The organism is Flavobacteriales bacterium (assembly GCA_025210805.1).
In the GTDB taxonomy this organism is placed as follows: Bacteria; Bacteroidota; Bacteroidia; order Flavobacteriales; family CAJXXR01; genus JAOAQX01.
On record JAOAQX010000028.1, the window covers coordinates 129,364 to 146,508 of the forward strand.

General features: G+C 32.4%; 14 protein-coding genes. 8 read left to right on the forward strand and 6 right to left on the reverse strand.

The genetic code is table 11. The annotated features are described in order from the left end of the window. The first annotated feature begins 26 nt into the window (after window positions 1-26). The 4 genes from N4A45_11460 to N4A45_11475 all read left to right on the forward strand — a co-directional run bounded on the left by N4A45_11460 (window position 27) and on the right by N4A45_11475 (window position 4,705). Window positions 27-245 (forward strand): YgjV family protein, encoded by a 219-nt coding sequence (locus N4A45_11460; GenBank protein MCT4665839.1) that lies wholly within the window; start codon window positions 27-29, stop codon window positions 243-245. Between the two features lie 186 nt (window positions 246-431). Then, window positions 432-728: a hypothetical protein gene (locus tag N4A45_11465; protein MCT4665840.1), complete on the forward strand. Its 297-nt coding sequence runs from the start codon at window positions 432-434 to the stop codon at window positions 726-728. A 40-nt stretch (window positions 729-768) separates the two neighbouring features. Further along, window positions 769-3,312 carry an ATP-dependent Clp protease ATP-binding subunit gene (locus N4A45_11470; GenBank protein ID MCT4665841.1) on the forward strand — a complete coding sequence of 848 codons (2,544 nt, stop codon included), beginning with the start codon at window positions 769-771 and terminating at the stop codon, window positions 3,310-3,312. A 223-nt stretch (window positions 3,313-3,535) separates the two neighbouring features. Then, window positions 3,536-4,705, forward strand: a complete 1,170-nt coding sequence (locus N4A45_11475; protein ID MCT4665842.1) for a T9SS type A sorting domain-containing protein — start codon at window positions 3,536-3,538, stop codon at window positions 4,703-4,705. Window positions 4,706-4,787: 82 nt separating this feature from the next. Here the strand turns inward: N4A45_11475 and N4A45_11480 are convergent, their stop codons facing one another. Continuing rightward, window positions 4,788-5,222, reverse strand: a complete 435-nt coding sequence (locus N4A45_11480; GenBank protein MCT4665843.1) for a hypothetical protein — start codon at window positions 5,220-5,222, stop codon at window positions 4,788-4,790. A 66-nt stretch (window positions 5,223-5,288) separates the two neighbouring features. Between N4A45_11480 and rfbC the strand changes: the two genes are divergently transcribed. From rfbC to cdaA, 3 genes are read left to right on the forward strand one after another with little or no spacing between them, the layout of a single operon-like run. Further along, window positions 5,289-5,831, forward strand: coding sequence for a dTDP-4-dehydrorhamnose 3,5-epimerase (gene rfbC, locus N4A45_11485; GenBank protein MCT4665844.1), 543 nt, complete (start codon window positions 5,289-5,291; stop codon window positions 5,829-5,831). A gap of 7 nt (window positions 5,832-5,838) precedes the next feature. Next, window positions 5,839-6,684 (forward strand): dihydropteroate synthase, encoded by an 846-nt coding sequence (folP, locus tag N4A45_11490; protein ID MCT4665845.1) that lies wholly within the window; start codon window positions 5,839-5,841, stop codon window positions 6,682-6,684. After that, window positions 6,681-7,451, forward strand: coding sequence for a diadenylate cyclase CdaA (cdaA, locus tag N4A45_11495; protein MCT4665846.1), 771 nt, complete (start codon window positions 6,681-6,683; stop codon window positions 7,449-7,451). The genes folP and cdaA overlap by 4 nt, the downstream gene beginning before the upstream one ends. 434 nt (window positions 7,452-7,885) lie before the next feature. Here cdaA and N4A45_11500 read toward each other — a convergent pair whose 3' ends face one another. Beyond that, window positions 7,886-10,615, reverse strand: a complete 2,730-nt coding sequence (locus N4A45_11500) for a response regulator (protein MCT4665847.1) — start codon at window positions 10,613-10,615, stop codon at window positions 7,886-7,888. Window positions 10,616-10,893: 278 nt separating this feature from the next. On the opposite strand from N4A45_11500, the gene N4A45_11505 reads away from it, so the two are divergent. Further along, window positions 10,894-12,513 carry a hypothetical protein gene (locus tag N4A45_11505; protein MCT4665848.1) on the forward strand — a complete coding sequence of 540 codons (1,620 nt, stop codon included), beginning with the start codon at window positions 10,894-10,896 and terminating at the stop codon, window positions 12,511-12,513. Window positions 12,514-12,628: 115 nt separating this feature from the next. On the opposite strand, the gene N4A45_11510 is transcribed toward N4A45_11505, so the two are convergent. The 4 genes from N4A45_11510 to N4A45_11525 all read right to left on the reverse strand — a co-directional run bounded on the left by N4A45_11510 (window position 12,629) and on the right by N4A45_11525 (window position 17,142). Then, a complete protein-coding gene (locus N4A45_11510; protein MCT4665849.1) occupies window positions 12,629-13,318 on the reverse strand; it encodes a TIGR00730 family Rossman fold protein in 690 nt (229 codons plus the stop codon). Beyond that, the gene (locus tag N4A45_11515) at window positions 13,315-15,231 is read right to left on the reverse strand and encodes a polysaccharide biosynthesis protein (protein ID MCT4665850.1); all 1,917 of its coding nucleotides are present in this window, start codon (window positions 15,229-15,231) and stop codon (window positions 13,315-13,317) included. Before N4A45_11515 ends, N4A45_11510 begins: the two co-directional genes overlap by 4 nt. A gap of 167 nt (window positions 15,232-15,398) precedes the next feature. Continuing rightward, window positions 15,399-16,220, reverse strand: coding sequence for an HpcH/HpaI aldolase/citrate lyase family protein (locus N4A45_11520; protein ID MCT4665851.1), 822 nt, complete (start codon window positions 16,218-16,220; stop codon window positions 15,399-15,401). 4 nt (window positions 16,221-16,224) lie between these two features. Further along, window positions 16,225-17,142 (reverse strand): branched-chain amino acid transaminase, encoded by a 918-nt coding sequence (locus N4A45_11525; GenBank protein MCT4665852.1) that lies wholly within the window; start codon window positions 17,140-17,142, stop codon window positions 16,225-16,227. Window positions 17,143-17,145: the final 3 nt, after the last annotated feature.

Consider the following 17,145-nt stretch of genomic DNA (forward strand, 5'->3'; position numbering starts at 1 on the left):
TTTTCTAAAGCTTAAAAAATAAAATAATGACTGATTATTTAGGGTATTTTGCCATGACCATTTTAGTGCTATCATTCACTTTTAAAGATATGAATAAACTACGCCTTTGGAATGCAGTAGCTTGTTTTTTGTTTTTAATTTATGCTATTTTGATAGACTCAATTCCTATTTTGCTATCCAATCTTTTTATTTTCTTGCTAAATGTTTTTCATTTAATAAAAAACAGAAAGAAAAAACTTCACTAAGTTAAAAAGAACACAATGGTGATTTAGACTATTCAAACAATTTAACAAAATAAAAAGGGAGAAATTACCATTGAAACAATAGATTGCTTAATTTGGTAACGTATTACAGTTGTTAGTGCTATTTTAAGTTATAGTAAAACAAAGTTTTGTAATATTAAACTAACAAATAATTGAAAATTACCCCTTATGTTCTCTATTTTCAAATCTCGAAAAATCAGGCAATTTAATCTTCCTACTCAGCATTATGACGAAAGGAAAGAGCGTTTGGATCGACTAAAAGAAAAGTATGACCATGAAGATGCTCCAGAAATTTCGGAAGAAAGAAGTAGAAAAAAGGACTTCCGAAGAGAATGGGAGAATAGAAGCTATAGAGAGCATGCAGCGGAAAACTTTAAGGAACTCGGAAACAGTAGGTCGAATATTCGCCTAGGTGTCATCTTGGCAATTTTAATGTTTTTGGCATGGTTTTTCTTGATTAGATGATAGTTATTTATTGGTTTTGTAATTTTAAAATATTCTCGTTATGCAAGACAATTTTTCACAGACACTCAAAAAAGTTATTGCTTACTCAAAAGAAGAAGCAATGCGACTCGGACATAATTATATTGGAACTGAACACTTTATTTTAGGGATATTTAAAGAAGGAACTTCAGATTTTATTTCCCTTTTATACGATAGAGATATCCAAATCCACGAAGTATTGGAAAGAATGGAAAATCTCAATGAACTAGGAAGTAGCGAAAAAAATCCTATAACCTCCATTCCATTAACAAAAATGGCAGAAAAGGCATTGAAAATGACTTTTCTAGAAGCCAAAGATTTGCGAATGACTCAGGTACATCCGATACACCTTTTTCTTTCTATTTTAAGAAACTCTGACGACCCTGTAGGGCTTATTTTTAATAAGAACTTTCAAGTAGGTTATGATGAATTTAAGGAAGAATATTACGAAGCTTTTGTAAACGATGTACAAGGAAACGACCCTCAGGGGAGTTTTGGAGAAGGGGGACAAGCAGGTGGTGATCCTTTTAGCGGAAATAATAAAAAAAATCCGAAACAAAAGGAAAGTAAAACACCCGTTCTCAATAGTTTTGGACGCGATTTAACCCTCATGGCAGAAGAAGGGAAACTTGACCCTGTTGTAGGGCGAACGAAAGAAATTGAACGTGTTTCTCAAATTTTAAGTCGTAGAAAGAAAAACAATCCACTTCTTATTGGAGAACCAGGAGTTGGAAAATCGGCAATTGCTGAAGGTTTAGCCATTCGCATTGTGCAGAAAAAAGTTTCACGTGTACTTTTTGGAAAACGAGTAGTAAGCCTTGATTTAGCCTCATTAGTGGCAGGTACAAAATACAGAGGTCAGTTTGAAGAGCGAATGAAAGCGCTGATGACAGAGCTGGAAAGAAACGACGATGTGATTCTTTTTATTGACGAAATACACACCATTGTGGGAGCAGGTGGAGCCACAGGATCTTTGGATGCTTCAAATATGTTTAAACCCGCACTCGCAAGAGGTGAAATACAATGTATTGGTGCAACAACTTTGGATGAATACCGCCAGCATATCGAGAAAGATGGAGCTTTAGAGCGTAGATTTCAGAAAGTTATTGTGAATCCTACAACAAAAGAAGAAACCATCCAGATTTTAAATAATATCAAAGATAGATACCAAGATCATCATAAAGTAAAATATACCGATGAAGCTTTGGAAGCCTGTGTGAACCTTACAGATCGTTATATCTCTGATAGACATTTACCAGATAAAGCAATTGATGCACTTGATGAAGTGGGATCTAGAGTGCATATTTCTAACCTCAATATTCCAAAGGATATTTTGGATCTTGAAAAGGATTTAGAAACGCTCGAAGAACAAAAACAAGCCTATATAGATAATCAAAACTTTGAAGAAGCTGCGTCTGTTAGAGATATCATCAGATTAAAAACAGAAGAAGTTCAGCAAAAGCAAGAAGCTTGGGAAAAAGATCTGGAAGAAAACTACCGAGAAGTAGATGCAGAAGCTGTAGCTGAAGTAGTTTCTATGATGAGCGGAATTCCTGTACAACGTGTGGCTACCAAAGAAAATGAAAAGCTTAGAGGTTTAACCACACAAATACAAGATCAAATTATTGGTCAAAATGAAGCCGTTGAAAAAGTGGTAAAAGCGATTCAAAGAAATCGTGTAGGTCTTAAAGATCCTAATAAACCAATCGGCTCTTTTATCTTCTTAGGAAATACGGGAGTAGGAAAAACTCAATTGGCAAAGATTATTTCTAAAATGATTTTTGACTCTGAAGAAGCCTTAATCCGAATAGATATGAGTGAGTATATGGAAAAATTTGCCGTATCTCGTTTAGTAGGAGCACCTCCAGGTTATGTAGGTTATGAAGAAGGAGGACAGCTGACCGAAAAAGTTAGAAGAAAACCTTATTCTGTAGTGCTTCTTGATGAAATAGAAAAAGCACATCCAGATGTGTTTAATCTGTTATTACAGGCTCTAGATGACGGTCACATGACTGACAGTCTTGGAAGAAAAATAGATTTTAAGAACACCATTATCATCATGACTTCAAATGTGGGAACACGTAGACTCAAAGAGTTTGGAAAAGGAGTTGGATTTGGAAAAGATGGAGGGAAAAATGCTGATTTCGGAGACTATGAGAAAAGCATTATTCAAGGTGCTTTAAAGAAAGCATTTGCTCCAGAATTTCTTAATCGTATAGATGATGTCATCCTTTTTAATAACCTAGAGAAAGAAGATATTAAAAAGATCATAAAGATAGAACTAGAAAAGCTTCAAGTACGTACCAAAAACATAGGAATTACTCTAGATTTTAGTGAAGAAGCATTAGATTATATCACAGAGAAGGGATTTGATCCTGCTTATGGAGCGCGGCCATTAAAAAGAGCCATACAGAAATATGTAGAAGATCCGTTGGCTGAGGAGCTTTTGAATCACCCTCTAGGTGAAGGTCAAGAAATTGTGATGAAAGTAGATTTAGAAAATGATGAATTAGCTTTTAAAAACACCAACGAAACCCCATCAGATAAGGTAGATGAAAATGCCTAAAACTGTAATTATTAAACTGATAAATGCTATTTTGATTCATTTCGAAATAGCATTTTTTATATCAACTTTTGTCTTTTAAAAACTAGCTAAGGAGAAAAATATGAGAGTATTTAAATGGTAATCAGTTATAAGTATTATATTTGGTTGAAAATTATGTATAATTAAATATCAATGTCTATTATTTTTAATAAGTAAGACTTTGATAATTCTAACACAAAAAACAATGAAAAAATTTTTATGTTCTGCATCATTATTGATTGCAGCATCAGCTTCCGCTCAGTTTACCCACACTTTGGATAGTGTCCGAACAAATATAACGGTGGATATTAATGGATCACAAACAAACGTTATTAATGTAAATCATTTTACTTATCAAGGTAACCAAGTAGAAGATATGCAACTATTAGTTACGCAAGGACAAGCACAGGTGCGAGAAATAGAAGGTGTTTTTGTATATGCCAATAATGAAACCACAGTTTATTATATGGAAAATATTCCAAATTCTACGGTTAAGGATACCACAGCTTCTTTTAGAAATGTCTATGATCAAAACAATCGATTAACGGAGCATCATCTTCAAGTAGGACAAGCAGGAGCGGACCTTATAAACACCCAAAAATTTGTTTATGATTACAATGCACAAGGTTTAGTAAGTAAGATAACAACATATACTACTTATTTTAATCCTCCACAGGCATTACAAACGACCAATTTTCACTACGGAAGTGGGGGAAGGATAGATTCTATAATTGAAGAAAATAGTATTTTACAGAATGCAGAGAAAAAAATAGAATACGACTATGATAATGCAGGAGCTTTAACTACTCAAAGGTTTTATAATATAGGCTCACTCAGTACTTGGGATTTATCTGAAGAAATTAGTTACACATATCAAGGGAATGAAATTAATAGACTGTTTAAGATTTTTACGAATGGTGTTCAAACCCAGTCAAAAAAAGAAAAATATCAAACAAATAATTTTCTTATGAGCAATGTGCTTTCAGCAATTAACTTGTTCGATCCGTATAACTATAGACTGTTTTTACCTGAAAAGGCAATTTCAACTTTAGAAACGAAAGTTGATAAAAATAATAATGGAAATTGGACAGATGAGGGACAAGCATTTTATTATTATAATCAAAATTTCTCAGTTGATAAAAATGCCATAAAAATTGCGGATATTTATTTTCAAACGAATTCAAAAACTCTGCAAATTGAGAATTTAGAAAATTCCAGTAATCTTTCAATCCACAATATCGCAGGTCAAACTCTAGCTATTTATGGTAGTATTAATAATCATAAGGAAATAGATCTTTCCATGATGCCAGCGGGAGTTTATATGGTACACTTACAAAATAAAAATGGTCAACAGATTTTAAAGATAAAAATTTAATCTTTGTAATTCTGAAATCAAAAAAAAGCCTCAAATTCTAATGAATTTGAGGCTTTTTTTTGATCTAAAAGTATATGGGTTTCTAAAATCCCAGTTTTCTATTAGTTTCTTTGTCATCTGTAGTCATGATGTTGATTCCAAGATTTTTACCAATCAAATCATGAAGTTGTTTTTCGCTATCAGAAAAACGACCATCTGTAACAGCTATATCTCTAAGGTCTGATAAAATATCTTTACGAGTATTGAGATCCAAATCTTGAACTTTTCCCAATCCTTCTGATACTTGCATCAATAGTTGGTATTTTTCTTCATCTGTTTTAAGCGAGTTATACCAGTTGGTACTTTCCATCATGATTTTATTAAAAACATGAATATTATTAAAATCAACTTTAAACCATTTTGCTGCCTTTTTTTGTATTTCTGCACCTTCTTCTTCGGTTACTTTTCGGTCAGTAAGATGTGCATAACCTAAATAAAGCACAAATAAATAATGGTAAACTGATACTTCTTGTTGCATAATTCTTATTTTTGGTTGTCCAAATATACTATTTCGTCTTGGATAAAACGAAAGACTTACAAACGTATGACAATCAAGAATTGCACCATAGCTGGCTTAAAGATTATAGAACCCAAAGTATTTGAGGATTCTAGAGGATATTTCTTTGAATCTTTTAGTAAGCACAAACTAGCAGAGGCTGGAATAAAAGAAGAATTTTTACAAGATAATCAGTCGCTTTCACAAAAAGGAGTTTTGAGAGGTTTACATTTTCAGAAGCCTCCATTTGCTCAAAGTAAACTAGTGAGAGTAATAAAAGGAAGTGTCTTGGATGTAGCAGTAGATTTGCGAAAAAAATCGCCAACTTATGGAGCTCATTTTAAGATTGTACTATCCGAGGAGAATAAGACACAGCTCTATATACCCAAAGGTTTTGCTCATGGTTTTCTTACCTTAGAACCTGATACTATATTTTCTTATAAATGTGGAGATTATTACCACAAAGAATCAGAAGATGCACTTTTTTGGAATGATCCTATACTCGGAATAGACTGGGGAATAGAAGATCCTTTAGTTTCTGAAAAAGACCAAATAGTCTCCTCTTTTAAAGATTTTGTTTCACCATTTTAGGTCACTTATGATAGAGAAAATATCCGACTTGAGTATCAATTGTCAAGGACAATTATTGAGTTTTGAACAAGCCAAAGTAATGGGGATTTTAAATATTACCCCAGATTCTTTCTATGAAGCAAGTAGAGCAACACAAATAAAGGATATTCTTTGTCATATAGAAAAAATGGTAAACGAAGGGGTGGATATTGTAGATATCGGAGCCATGTCCTCTCGTCCAGGAGCAAAAATTATTTCGGCACAGGAAGAAATATCGAGAATTCAAGAACCTTTAGAGGCTATCTTTAAAGAATTTCCGAAGCTTATTTGCAGTATTGATACCGTGTATCCAGAAACGGCAACTTTTGCCGTAGAAAATGGAGTTTCGATCATTAATGATATTTCGGGAGATCAATGGAACCAAGGGATGTTTGACGTGATTGCTAAACTGCAAGTGCCATATATCCTTATGCACAGTAAGGGGAGGCCACAGGATATGCAGAATCAAACAGATTATGCTCATTTAATGGATGAGCTGATTTATTTTTTCTCAGAAAAAATCAATAAATTACAGGCTCTTGGAGTCAATGATATTTTGATTGATCCTGGTTTTGGGTTTGCCAAAACTTTAGATCAAAACTTTGAATTACTCAAGAAATTAGAAGTTTTTTCGATGTTTGATTTGCCAATTTTAGTAGGACTTTCAAGAAAATCTATGTTGTATAATTTTCTTGATATTGAGGCTAAAGAAGCCTTGAATGCTACCAGTGTAGCACATTTTCAAGCATTGATAAACGGAGCGAATATTCTAAGGGCTCATGATGTGAAAGAGGCCAAAGAATGTATTTTACTTTATGATAAAATGAACAAGTGAATTTTTTAGATTTCGACATATTAGATATCATAGATATATTTTTGGTAAGCTTACTCATTTATCAGCTTTATAAATTAGTAAGAAATACTGTTGCTATAAAAATTCTGATAGGAATAGGCGCCATTTATATCCTATGGAAAGTCGTCGAAATTCTTAAAATGGATTTGTTGTCTGAGATTTTAGGCCAATTTATTGGAGTAGGAGTTATTGCTATCATTATTGTGTTCCAACAAGAAATACGACGGTTTCTACTCATTTTAGGAAACAAATCCTTTAGTGGTAGAAGACGTTTTTTTAATAAAATTCAAAACCTTCAAAAGGAAAATCAAAAGCAAAATATTAATAAAATTGTAGATGCTTCATTCAATATGTCTAGAACCAAAACAGGAGGGCTTATTGTACTTCAAGGGGGTTCCGATTTATCGGATATTATTGAAAGCGGAAAAAAAATAGATGCAGTGATTTCTAGGGAACTTATTGAAACCATTTTCTATAAAAACAATCCGCTACATGATGGTGCCATGATCATTCATAACGGGAAAATAGTGGCAGCTTCCTGTATTCTTCCCATGAGTGAAAGGCTTGATATAAAATCTAGCTACGGAACACGCCACCGTGCAGCATTGGGAATTAGCGAAACTACGGATGCCATCACTCTTGTGATTTCTGAAGAAACAGGACTTATTAGTCTTACCGAAAAGGGACAGTTTATTACAGATTTATCAGAGATTGAGATTAAGCAAAGATTGTTGGCTAGTTTAGAGTAGTCTTTTGAATTAGGTTGAGGTTTTCAAAATATTGATATTTAATGTTTAAATTTATTGTTATAAATGAATCATTATGAGGTTTTGTAAGAAATTATAGATCAAAATGTAATTTTTCTACAATCTCATCACTCAATGCTTGTAGAAGGTTCTATTTTTATAAAACAAAGCTGAAATTTATTTATTAGCACTACTTGCTTCATTTTGAATCCTCAATCTTGTGAAAAGGGAAGTATTAAAGGAAACAAGAAATTCAATATGAAAAAGTATGCTTTGACCATGATGGAAATCAGGAAGGATCAGATAATGATTAAATGATTTTAAATTCCCTTAACAACCAATTTTATAAAATGTAGGTTGTTAAGGGTTTGTTTATTAGTTCTATAAGCTTGTAAAGTAATTGTTGGAAATTCATAAACTTAACTAGGGAGTGTCTTTCAATCAATAATGTCATTTTCTTTATCAAAACGATCTTTATCTGATGGGTAAAAACCGAATTTCGATTTGAAAACCTTCGCAAAATAATGAGAACTAGGGATTCCGACTTTATTACGCACTTCATAAATTTTGAAATTTCCGCTTTTCAATAATGCGTATGCATTTCTCATTCTAATCTCTTGAATAAGCTTATTAGGAGTTAATCCACTTTCTTTTTTGATGAGTCTTCTTAGTTGACTTTCACTATAGAACATTTCAACAGCTAAATCTTTTACCGTGAATTCATGATTGCTGATGTTTTTTTGAATGATTCTGATGGTTCTGTCGAGAATGGAATCATCATTTGAAGGTTCCAAATTTGAAAGGTTAAAACTTAAGCTTTTTGCTCTTGAATTCGTGAAATTTTTAATAACATTTTCTATTCGGATTAACAATTCCCGTTTATCAAAAGGTTTAGTCATATAGTCTTGAACTCCAAATTTGTATGCTTGTATCCTTAACTCCATATTTGTAGAACCAGAAACAATAATAAGTGGAGTTTGAATTCTATTTGACACCACATATTTTTGTACCTCCATTCCTGAATTGTCAGGTAATTTTAGATCACAAAGAATACAATCAAATTCATTTTTCTGAATTTGGAGTATTGCCTCTTCTACTGTGGTACAGATGTTTAATTGATAATTATACATAATTAATTGATAAAATTCAATCAGATCAATATTGTCTTCAATAATTAGAATTTTATTCTTTGTAGCTTTATTCACTATTTTTGGAGTATCATTCTGTAGATTATTAAAGATCATATTGTGATTCTCGTTTTTGTGTTGGCTTGTTTCTAGAGGTAGTTCAATGATACATTCAACACCTTCTTGTGTGTTATAAATATCTATTTTCCCATCAATCTCAAGAATTATTTTTCTAGTCAAATATAGACCCAACCCTTGTGAGGTATCACTTGTTTTAGCACCTTTAAAATTCTTTTGGAATACTTTTTTTAAGTCTTCTTTAGCTATATTTTTTCCATGATTTTTAACAATAAACTGAGTTTTTTCCTTAGAGACATTGATGTTTACTAAAATTTGATTTTCATTAAAACTATGCTTAATTGCATTGGAAATAATATTAGAAAGTACAATGTTTAATTTTTGCGGAGTGAAATTTATTTGAGTGAAATCTGAGCAATTACTGGTGAAAATTATTTCAATATTTTTTGAGGATAAAGCAGTTTGGTAGCCATTAATAATTCTCTTGAAAAAATCATTGATTGGTATGAATTCAAATTTTTCTGAATGCTCCTTAAATCCGTCTTTGGAATAGGAAATTAAGTTATCAATATTTTCTTTTAGTCTTTCTACTGATTTTTTTGTTATTTGATTACTGCTTTTTGAATTTTGATTATTGAAAGAATTTGTTATTAATGTAATCGGTGTTTTTATTTCATGTGTTAGAACTTCCAAAAACTCATTTTTTAATACATTTTTCTTCGTTTCTTTTGCAAGTTTGACCTGTATTTCTTCAAATTCCTTCTTTTGAACTTTGTGCCATCGGACGATAATTACAACAAGTGAAATAAGTATTAATGTTGCGATAAGTAATGTATATTTATTGGTTTTCGATTGAGCTTTCTTATTATTTATTTTTTCTTTTTCATAATTGATGATTTTATTACTTAAGGCATCTTCTTTATTTTTTTCTAAGAGTTTCGTGTACTTGGAAAGATAGTATAAGGCAGAATCGGAATTTAAATCTAAATGAATATAATACTGAAGTCTATAACTGTAGATTGGATTTTCAAATAAAGGTAATTTATTATAAACTTCACGATATTTTGAGTATAAGTTGAGGGCTTCTTTATCAGCACCTGTGTCAAAATAATACGTTAAAAGTAGTAGGAAAAATTGCTCTTTAAATTTGGGGTGTATTTTTTGATTTTCAAGAATAAATTTTATTTCTGTTGGAGCATGATGTTTTAATGAATCATTAGAGAGTAAGTGATTCATTTTTATTAAATTACTTTTATGAAAGAAATAGGCTCCAGATGGGAGATCGACATAGAACAAAGAAGAATCTAATGAACTTATTTTCTCTATTAGATCATTAGCTAGCATGCTTTTATTGACAAAAAAATGGTAATGATGAAGTTTTTTTAACTGAGTTTTGTGCGCGGCTCTTAATTGTTCTTGCTTAAGAAAATTTTCTTTGGCTGAAACAGTATCTTGTTGTGAAATAAAATACATTGTTAAGTTATTGATTGCCACATATTCCTTAATTGGACTGTTTAATTCTTGAGCATATTTTATTACTTTTTGAAAGTACATTTTCGCCACAGCAGGTTCACTGACAAAACTGATGGCAAGTAAGTTACTGAAACCATACTTATAATACTTGTGCTCCAAACTGTCTGCAAGTTTTAAACCTTTGAATAATGTTTCACGTTGTACTTCTAGGGGTTTGCTGTGAACTTTGGAAGCTTTTCCTTTTAAATAATAATAGCAAATTTTTGATTCTATAGCTATTTTAGTGTTGTCAATTAATTCTTTGCTGAGATTTATATAGTAATAGGTAGAATCATTGTTTGAATATAAATGCTTTTCAATATTGGAGAGGTAATAGTCAATTTCCTTCTTTTTTGAATACTTATAAGATGTATTATATTCTTGTGCATTGAGGTTGAGAAAAAGTGCTGCCGTAAGAATAATTGCGAGTATGTATTTAGAGTTTTTCATAATGCAATAATAGGTAATAAACTCAATAAGAATACAATCTGATAGAACATAAAACAGTCTTTAATGAACAAAAAATGAGCTATTGTTAAAAAAATAATACTGTTATACATGTATTAAGGGTTGTATTTAGAACAAAATATAAGCATAAAGGAAAATAAAAATGCCATTTTTAAATTTGTTTCAGTTTTTCACTGATTCTTATTTCATATTTGTAATGTTTTATTTTTAAGCCAGAAAGGCACTATTTACTCATCAAACTATAAAATCGCGTTATCAAAATGAAACTAAGCACAAAAACTGTATCATTAGCTCTAGTATTTTATCTATCTGGGTTATTGATGGCAATAGGACAGGTTGGAATAGGAACAATAACACCAGATGTTTCCTCTAAATTAGATATTACTGCCACAGATAAAGGATTACTTATACCAAGAGTGTCTTTAACGGGTAGTAATGATGTTACTACTATTGCAAATCCTTCAACAAGTTTATTGGTATTCAACACTGCTACGGTAGGAGATATATCACCTGGCTTCTATTTTTATGATGGAAGTAAATGGCAACCTTTTGCTACAGGAGCAGGTGGAGCTTCTAAATGGACAAATGACAATGCAAATTCTTTAGTTAAATTGACTAATTTATCTGATGGATCTACTTCAAGGCCTGTTAATAATGGTATTTATATTCATGATAATGGATATTTTGGGATTAATAATATTCCAGAATCTATGTTTCATTTAGAAAGTAATAGTCATCCTTTAACAAATGGAAAACCATTAGCACAAATAATTAATTCTAGTTCAAGTACAGCAAGAGCAGGAGGTTTATTGGTTCAGGGGGGGAATAATAATCAAAATAGTTATGAATTTCAAACACTTGATAAACATGGTAATATCGATTTTATTATTGACGGTCTAGGTAATGTGGGTATTGGAAATGAAACACCCTTAGCTTCTTTGGATATTGTTGGAGGTTTAAACGCAGGAAGATCACTAAGAGTGAAGCATAATTCAGTTTCGAAATCGAATGGGGTTTATACCTTTGAAATTGATAATTCAAATCATACATCTAATCTAAGTGAATCAGGGGCATTTAAAGTAGATGTTAATTCGGGTAGAGCATTTACGATAAATGGAAATGGTAACGTAGGTGTTGGAACCTCTACACCCACCTTTGGTAAAATGCAGATAGAAGGTAATGCTGCAGGTGTATTCTATAGTAATCTTTCCTTGTCAAAAGTTGACGGTTCTAAAACTTCTTTTTTGAATTTTGCAATAGGTAGATCTTATGCCTCAGGTTTTCCTGGCGTGGATACTTTTGCTTACTCTACTATCCATGTTGCAGGTTCTGGTGGAGCTGCAAATGTGGGTGTACTAGGCTTTGCATATAATTTGGTTGAAGTATACCGATTCAGTGAGTCCTCTGCAGTTTTTAATGGCAAATTGGGTTTAGGTGGAGTTGAGCCAATGGAAACACTGCACATTGATGCACATGGTGACAGTCTTCAAATTGACAATCTTGCAGGTAGTGGTAATTTATTGGGTATTGATGATAATGGGAAAGTAACCAAAACCACAGCAACTAGTGTTTTAAAAGTAATTAGTACATCGGGTAGTCATTCTTGTGCTCCTACAGATGAGGTGGTTATATTAAATATTGATCCTGTAACTAATGGAGGAATAACAACAGGAACAGTTAACCTAAATCCTAATCCAAAAACGGGGCAATTTATTACAATAAAAAAGCGTGATGCTACAGCTAACCCACTCACAATTAATCTGACTAACGGTTATACATTAGAAGATGATGTAACTACAGTTATTACGATGTCCGTAGCCTATCAATACATCAAATTGGTTTTTGATGGAGACGATTGGGTAGTTATTGGAAAAGGTTAATAAATTTTGTCTAACGTTCCGATCTAAAAAGGGTTGCACTATAAATGCAACTCTTTTTTTTAGAACCAGATACTAGATGTCAATTAATGAATAAAAAAACAAAACCCAATTTATTTTAAAAATTGGGTCTCATTCTATGTTCGTTATAGTATTTATCGATGATATCAACTACTTCATCAGGATCATCGGTAATATGTACTAGGTCAAGATCGCTTTCGCTGATATTCTTTTCTTTGAGCATCACATTTTTAATCCATTCCCAAAGTCCTTTCCAGTATTCTGTTCCCACTAATACAATTGGGTAGGTACGGATTTTATCGGTTTGAATTAAAGTGATTGCTTCAAATAATTCATCCAAAGTACCAAAACCTCCAGGCATTACAACGAATGCTTGAGAATATTTCATAAACACTACTTTTCTTACGAAGAAGTAATCAAACTTAATGTCTTTGTCGATATCGATATATGGGTTGCTGTGTTGTTCAAAAGGCAAATCGATATTTAAACCTACTGAAGGTCCTTCTCCTATAGAAGCCCCTTTGTTTCCTGCTTCCATGATTCCTGGACCACCACCTGTAATAACACCATATCCTTTTTGGGTAATCTTGTAGGCGATATCTGTGGTAAGTTTATAATAGGGATGTTCTGGTTTTGTTCTTGCTGAACCAAATATAGAAACACAAGGTCCTATTTGAGCCATTTTTTCGAATCCATTGACGAATTCCCCCATGACTTTAAAAATCTGCCATGAATCTTGTGTTTTTATTTCGTTCCAGTCTTTTCTTGCTGATTGTTCGTTTGTCATAATTCTGTTCTTTGATTGTCTAGTGACTGATAAACGGAATTTTTGGATTTAAATTCTGGAATAAGCAATTTTAATTGCTCTACCAAAGCCATATCTTCCTGTTTAAGAATCAAGTCTTTTAATATAGTAATATTTTCATGAAGCCAAATATCATTTACCTGAAGTACTTTAGCAATCATGATTTTTTTATGATAAGTAGGAATGGTGTTTTCCTTATCATTTAAGAGTTCTTCGTAGAGTTTTTCTCCTGGTCTGAGTCCTATTTCTTTGATGTCAATTTCATCGGGATAACTATACCCTGAGAGTTGGATCATTCTAATGGCAAGGTCGTAAATTTTTACAGATTTTCCCATATCGAAAATCAAAATCTGACCATCTTCACCCATGCAACCTGCCTCAAGGACGAGTTGACAAGCTTCGGGAATGGTCATAAAGAACCTAGTGACATCTTTATGAGTTACAGTTAGTGGGCCTCCTTTTTCTAATTGTTTTTTAAATAAAGGAATGACTGATCCGTTAGATCCAAGAACATTTCCAAAACGTGTGGTAACAAAAGAGGTGGTTCCGTTGTCTTTTAGGGAAGTCACATATTTTTCTGCCAATCTTTTTGTGGCACCCATTACATTGGTAGGATTTACCGCTTTGTCTGTAGAAATCATTACAAATTTCTTTACATTATTCAGGATCGATAAATCGGCAAGTATTTTAGTTCCAAAAACATTTACTTTTATAGCCTCATAAGGGTTTGCTTCCATTAATGGAACGTGTTTGTATGCGGCTGCATGAAACACAATGTCTGGTTTGTATCTGGAGAATATATTTTGAATTCTTAGTTTATCACGGATATCGGCAACTAAAGTTTCAAAAGCCTCAAATCCTCCTTGAACAAGATCTTGTTGAATTTCATATAAAGGAGATTCTCCGATGTCTAGAAGAATGACTTTTTTGGGCTTATAAAGTAATAATTGTCTTGCTATTTCACTTCCAATTGATCCAGCACCACCAGAGACGATAATTACTTTATCTTGATACTCTTTTTGAACTTTTGGATTGTCAATTTGTATCGGTGGTCTATTGAGTAAATCTTCAATTTTTAGTTTTTGAATCTGTTTTGACTCAAATTGATTGTTTGTCCATGTACTTACAGAAGGCACCTTGGTGATTTTGATTCCAAATTCTACCACTTCATCAACAATTTCTCTCATTCTGGGAGCCGGAAGATTAGAAATTGCAATAACTATTTCATCAATATCATGATCTATAATGTATTGTTTGTCAATAGTTGGTGAATGTAAGACTTTGATTCCATGTAATACTTTTCCTGCGATTTTAGGATCATCATCCACAAATGCTACAATTTTTACTTGTTGAGCAGTATCATTTGTTAATACTTGATGTGTTAAACAACCTGTATAACCCGCACCAAAAATCAAAACATTTTTTGCTGTAATATCTCCCTTTTTTACTCGATAATAGATGACCTTATAGAGGAATCTAAAAGCAGAAAGAAGGATGATATTTAATATGATATGGATGGAAACTACTGAGGTTGGGATTATTAATCCTGTCCAAAATTCTGTTCTTCTTTTGAAAAAAACAAAAGCGAAAAGGATGATTGCGGTAAGCAATTGAGCTTGTACAATTCTGAGTAAATCCCGCTCACTTGTGTGGCGAATAACTCCTCTGTGAGCTCCTGCTAAAATAATACTTAAAGCACTTGCTAATATCGCGACTGGAATCCCTTGTAGAAGCTCTAAGTAATTAATTTCTAATGAGAAGTTGAATCTTAGGAAATAAGCGAAAACAAAAGATTGAAATACAATAAACAAATCCACCAATAGTATTATCCAATGAGAGATATAACTATTCGTGTTTCTAAGAACAAAAGATTTCAACTTTTGGTAACTATACATGAAGTAAATGTTAAGCTTTATTTATTTAAAAGTGATAGAATTTTAAGGTAAAATCTTGTAAAATTCTATTTAACCAAAGCAAAGTTAGGCAAAAATTAACGATTAATCGTTTCTGGTAAACCTTGGGTATTCAATTTTTTTATTCGATTTAATAATGTTCTTTTTATTTATAACTCATGTTTTGTCTTAATAATTTTGAGGACATTTTCTTTAAGTTTTTGTTTTCTTTCTATTAATTTTTCAAGATTGTGGTTTTTTAAATCTTGCCAGAAAAGATGTATTTTCTCTACTTCCTCAGGCAAATTCACATTGTCTAACAATTCTTCATAAGAGCTGGAGTATCCATGAAAATCTCGTGAAAGAATAACAGCAGAAGAATGTAGCCTTATATGTTCTGAGAGGATAAGTTCTGAGGGAAGCATTCCTTTGCCCAGCCGTGCGATTCCTCCAAAACCGAAAGGTATTTGAGCTTGATGAATTTTCTGACTAAGATATTCTACGATACCACCACTGAGGAGTTCAAACATAAAGTCAAGTTCCATGGCCAAATGCAAGTCATTTAGTCCAATATGTATTTCGTCAATGCCTTCAATTTTTAGAATATCATCTATGCGGGCAAGAGCCTGTGTTGTTTCTAGTAAGAGAATTGTTTTTACTCTTTTGTTTACAATTTTAAGGAAAGTAGCTACCTCATGGGGTGTCTTAAACATGGGTAACATAATAATATCTGCTCCTGCTTGAATTACTTGGTCGATTTCTTTTTCACTGTCCTCGTGTATCGGATTGATTCTTACAAGTAATTCTGAGGTAGATATCGTCTGCCTAATAACTTTTACATCTTCTAAGCTGTGTTTGGATATTACAGTATTAAGATGACCTTGACGTTCATTTTTTCCCAAAATTTCAAGATCTACCATGATCCTATCTATTTGAGATTTTTCTGCTAATTGTGCCGTTTTTGGGCAATTAGTAATGAAAATTGTTTTCATAATTCTAGTAAACAGGGGTTAACCAATCAATTCTATCTAAGATTTTTCCACGAGCAATATCAAAATAATGATTTTTGATTTTTTCGGTTAATTTCCCTTCGAGCTGTTGGTTTATTTCATAACGATCAATAGAAAGAATAGGGACAATTTCAACAGCAGTTCCACATAAGAACAGCTCGTCGGCAGTGTATAATTCTGTTCTATTTACTTCTCGTTCTTCTACATGTAGATTAAGGTCCTCTTTCGCAATCTGTAATATTGTTTTACGAGTAATACTATCAAGTATAGAGGAGGTGGTAGAAGGAGTGATAAGTACATCGTCTTTTACCATAAAGAGGCAAGAACCTGGACCTTCTGATACAAAACCTTGATTATTGAGAAAAATAGCAAAATCGTAATTATTTCTTTTAGCTTCTAGTTGTCCTGCACGGCTATTGATATAATTTGCTCCAACTTTTATTCTTGGCGAAACGGAATTATCATTAATTCTCTCCCAAGAGGAAACACAACAATGAACACCTGTTTTATTTTGATTGAGTAATCGGCCTTTTGGAATAGGTGCAATAAACATTTCAACAGGATCTGTACTAAACCAACTTCCAAAACCGTCTAGAAAAACAGTCTGTCTAATTGCTATATCTTCTTGATAATCATTTGCGATAATAATGTCCTTACAACTTTGTTTTAAGAATTCGGTTGAGTATTTATCTTCAAATTTTATAAGCTTGATAGACTCTTTGAGTCTTTTTATATGTTCATCTAACCTGAATATATAAAGTTGTTCTTGCTCTTCATTCCAGTAAGCTCTATGACCTTCAAATACATTTGCTCCAAATTGACTGGTAGGTGCAAGTACATTAATCGTAGCTTGACTTAGTGGTACAATTTGGTTTTTAAACCATATTTTTCTTTCTTCTTTCATGTA

Excerpts from the sequence above, each read along its gene's own strand:
- N4A45_11465 (MCT4665840.1), top strand. The coding sequence starts at position 432 with ATGTTCTCTATTTTCAAATCTCGAAAAATCAGGCAATTTAATCTTCCT.
- rfbC (MCT4665844.1), top strand. The coding sequence starts at position 5,289 with ATGACAATCAAGAATTGCACCATAGCTGGCTTAAAGATTATAGAACCC.
- N4A45_11520 (MCT4665851.1), bottom strand. The coding sequence starts at position 16,220 with ATGAAAACAATTTTCATTACTAATTGCCCAAAAACGGCACAATTAGCA.
- N4A45_11505 (MCT4665848.1), top strand. The coding sequence starts at position 10,894 with ATGAAACTAAGCACAAAAACTGTATCATTAGCTCTAGTATTTTATCTA.
- N4A45_11470 (MCT4665841.1), top strand. The coding sequence starts at position 769 with ATGCAAGACAATTTTTCACAGACACTCAAAAAAGTTATTGCTTACTCA.
- N4A45_11510 (MCT4665849.1), bottom strand. The coding sequence starts at position 13,318 with ATGACAAACGAACAATCAGCAAGAAAAGACTGGAACGAAATAAAAACA.
- N4A45_11500 (MCT4665847.1), bottom strand. The coding sequence starts at position 10,615 with ATGAAAAACTCTAAATACATACTCGCAATTATTCTTACGGCAGCACTT.
- N4A45_11525 (MCT4665852.1), bottom strand. The coding sequence starts at position 17,142 with ATGAAAGAAGAAAGAAAAATATGGTTTAAAAACCAAATTGTACCACTA.
- N4A45_11480 (MCT4665843.1), bottom strand. The coding sequence starts at position 5,222 with ATGCAACAAGAAGTATCAGTTTACCATTATTTATTTGTGCTTTATTTA.
- N4A45_11475 (MCT4665842.1), top strand. The coding sequence starts at position 3,536 with ATGAAAAAATTTTTATGTTCTGCATCATTATTGATTGCAGCATCAGCT.
- N4A45_11460 (MCT4665839.1), top strand. The coding sequence starts at position 27 with ATGACTGATTATTTAGGGTATTTTGCCATGACCATTTTAGTGCTATCA.
- N4A45_11515 (MCT4665850.1), bottom strand. The coding sequence starts at position 15,231 with ATGTATAGTTACCAAAAGTTGAAATCTTTTGTTCTTAGAAACACGAAT.
- folP (MCT4665845.1), top strand. The coding sequence starts at position 5,839 with ATGATAGAGAAAATATCCGACTTGAGTATCAATTGTCAAGGACAATTA.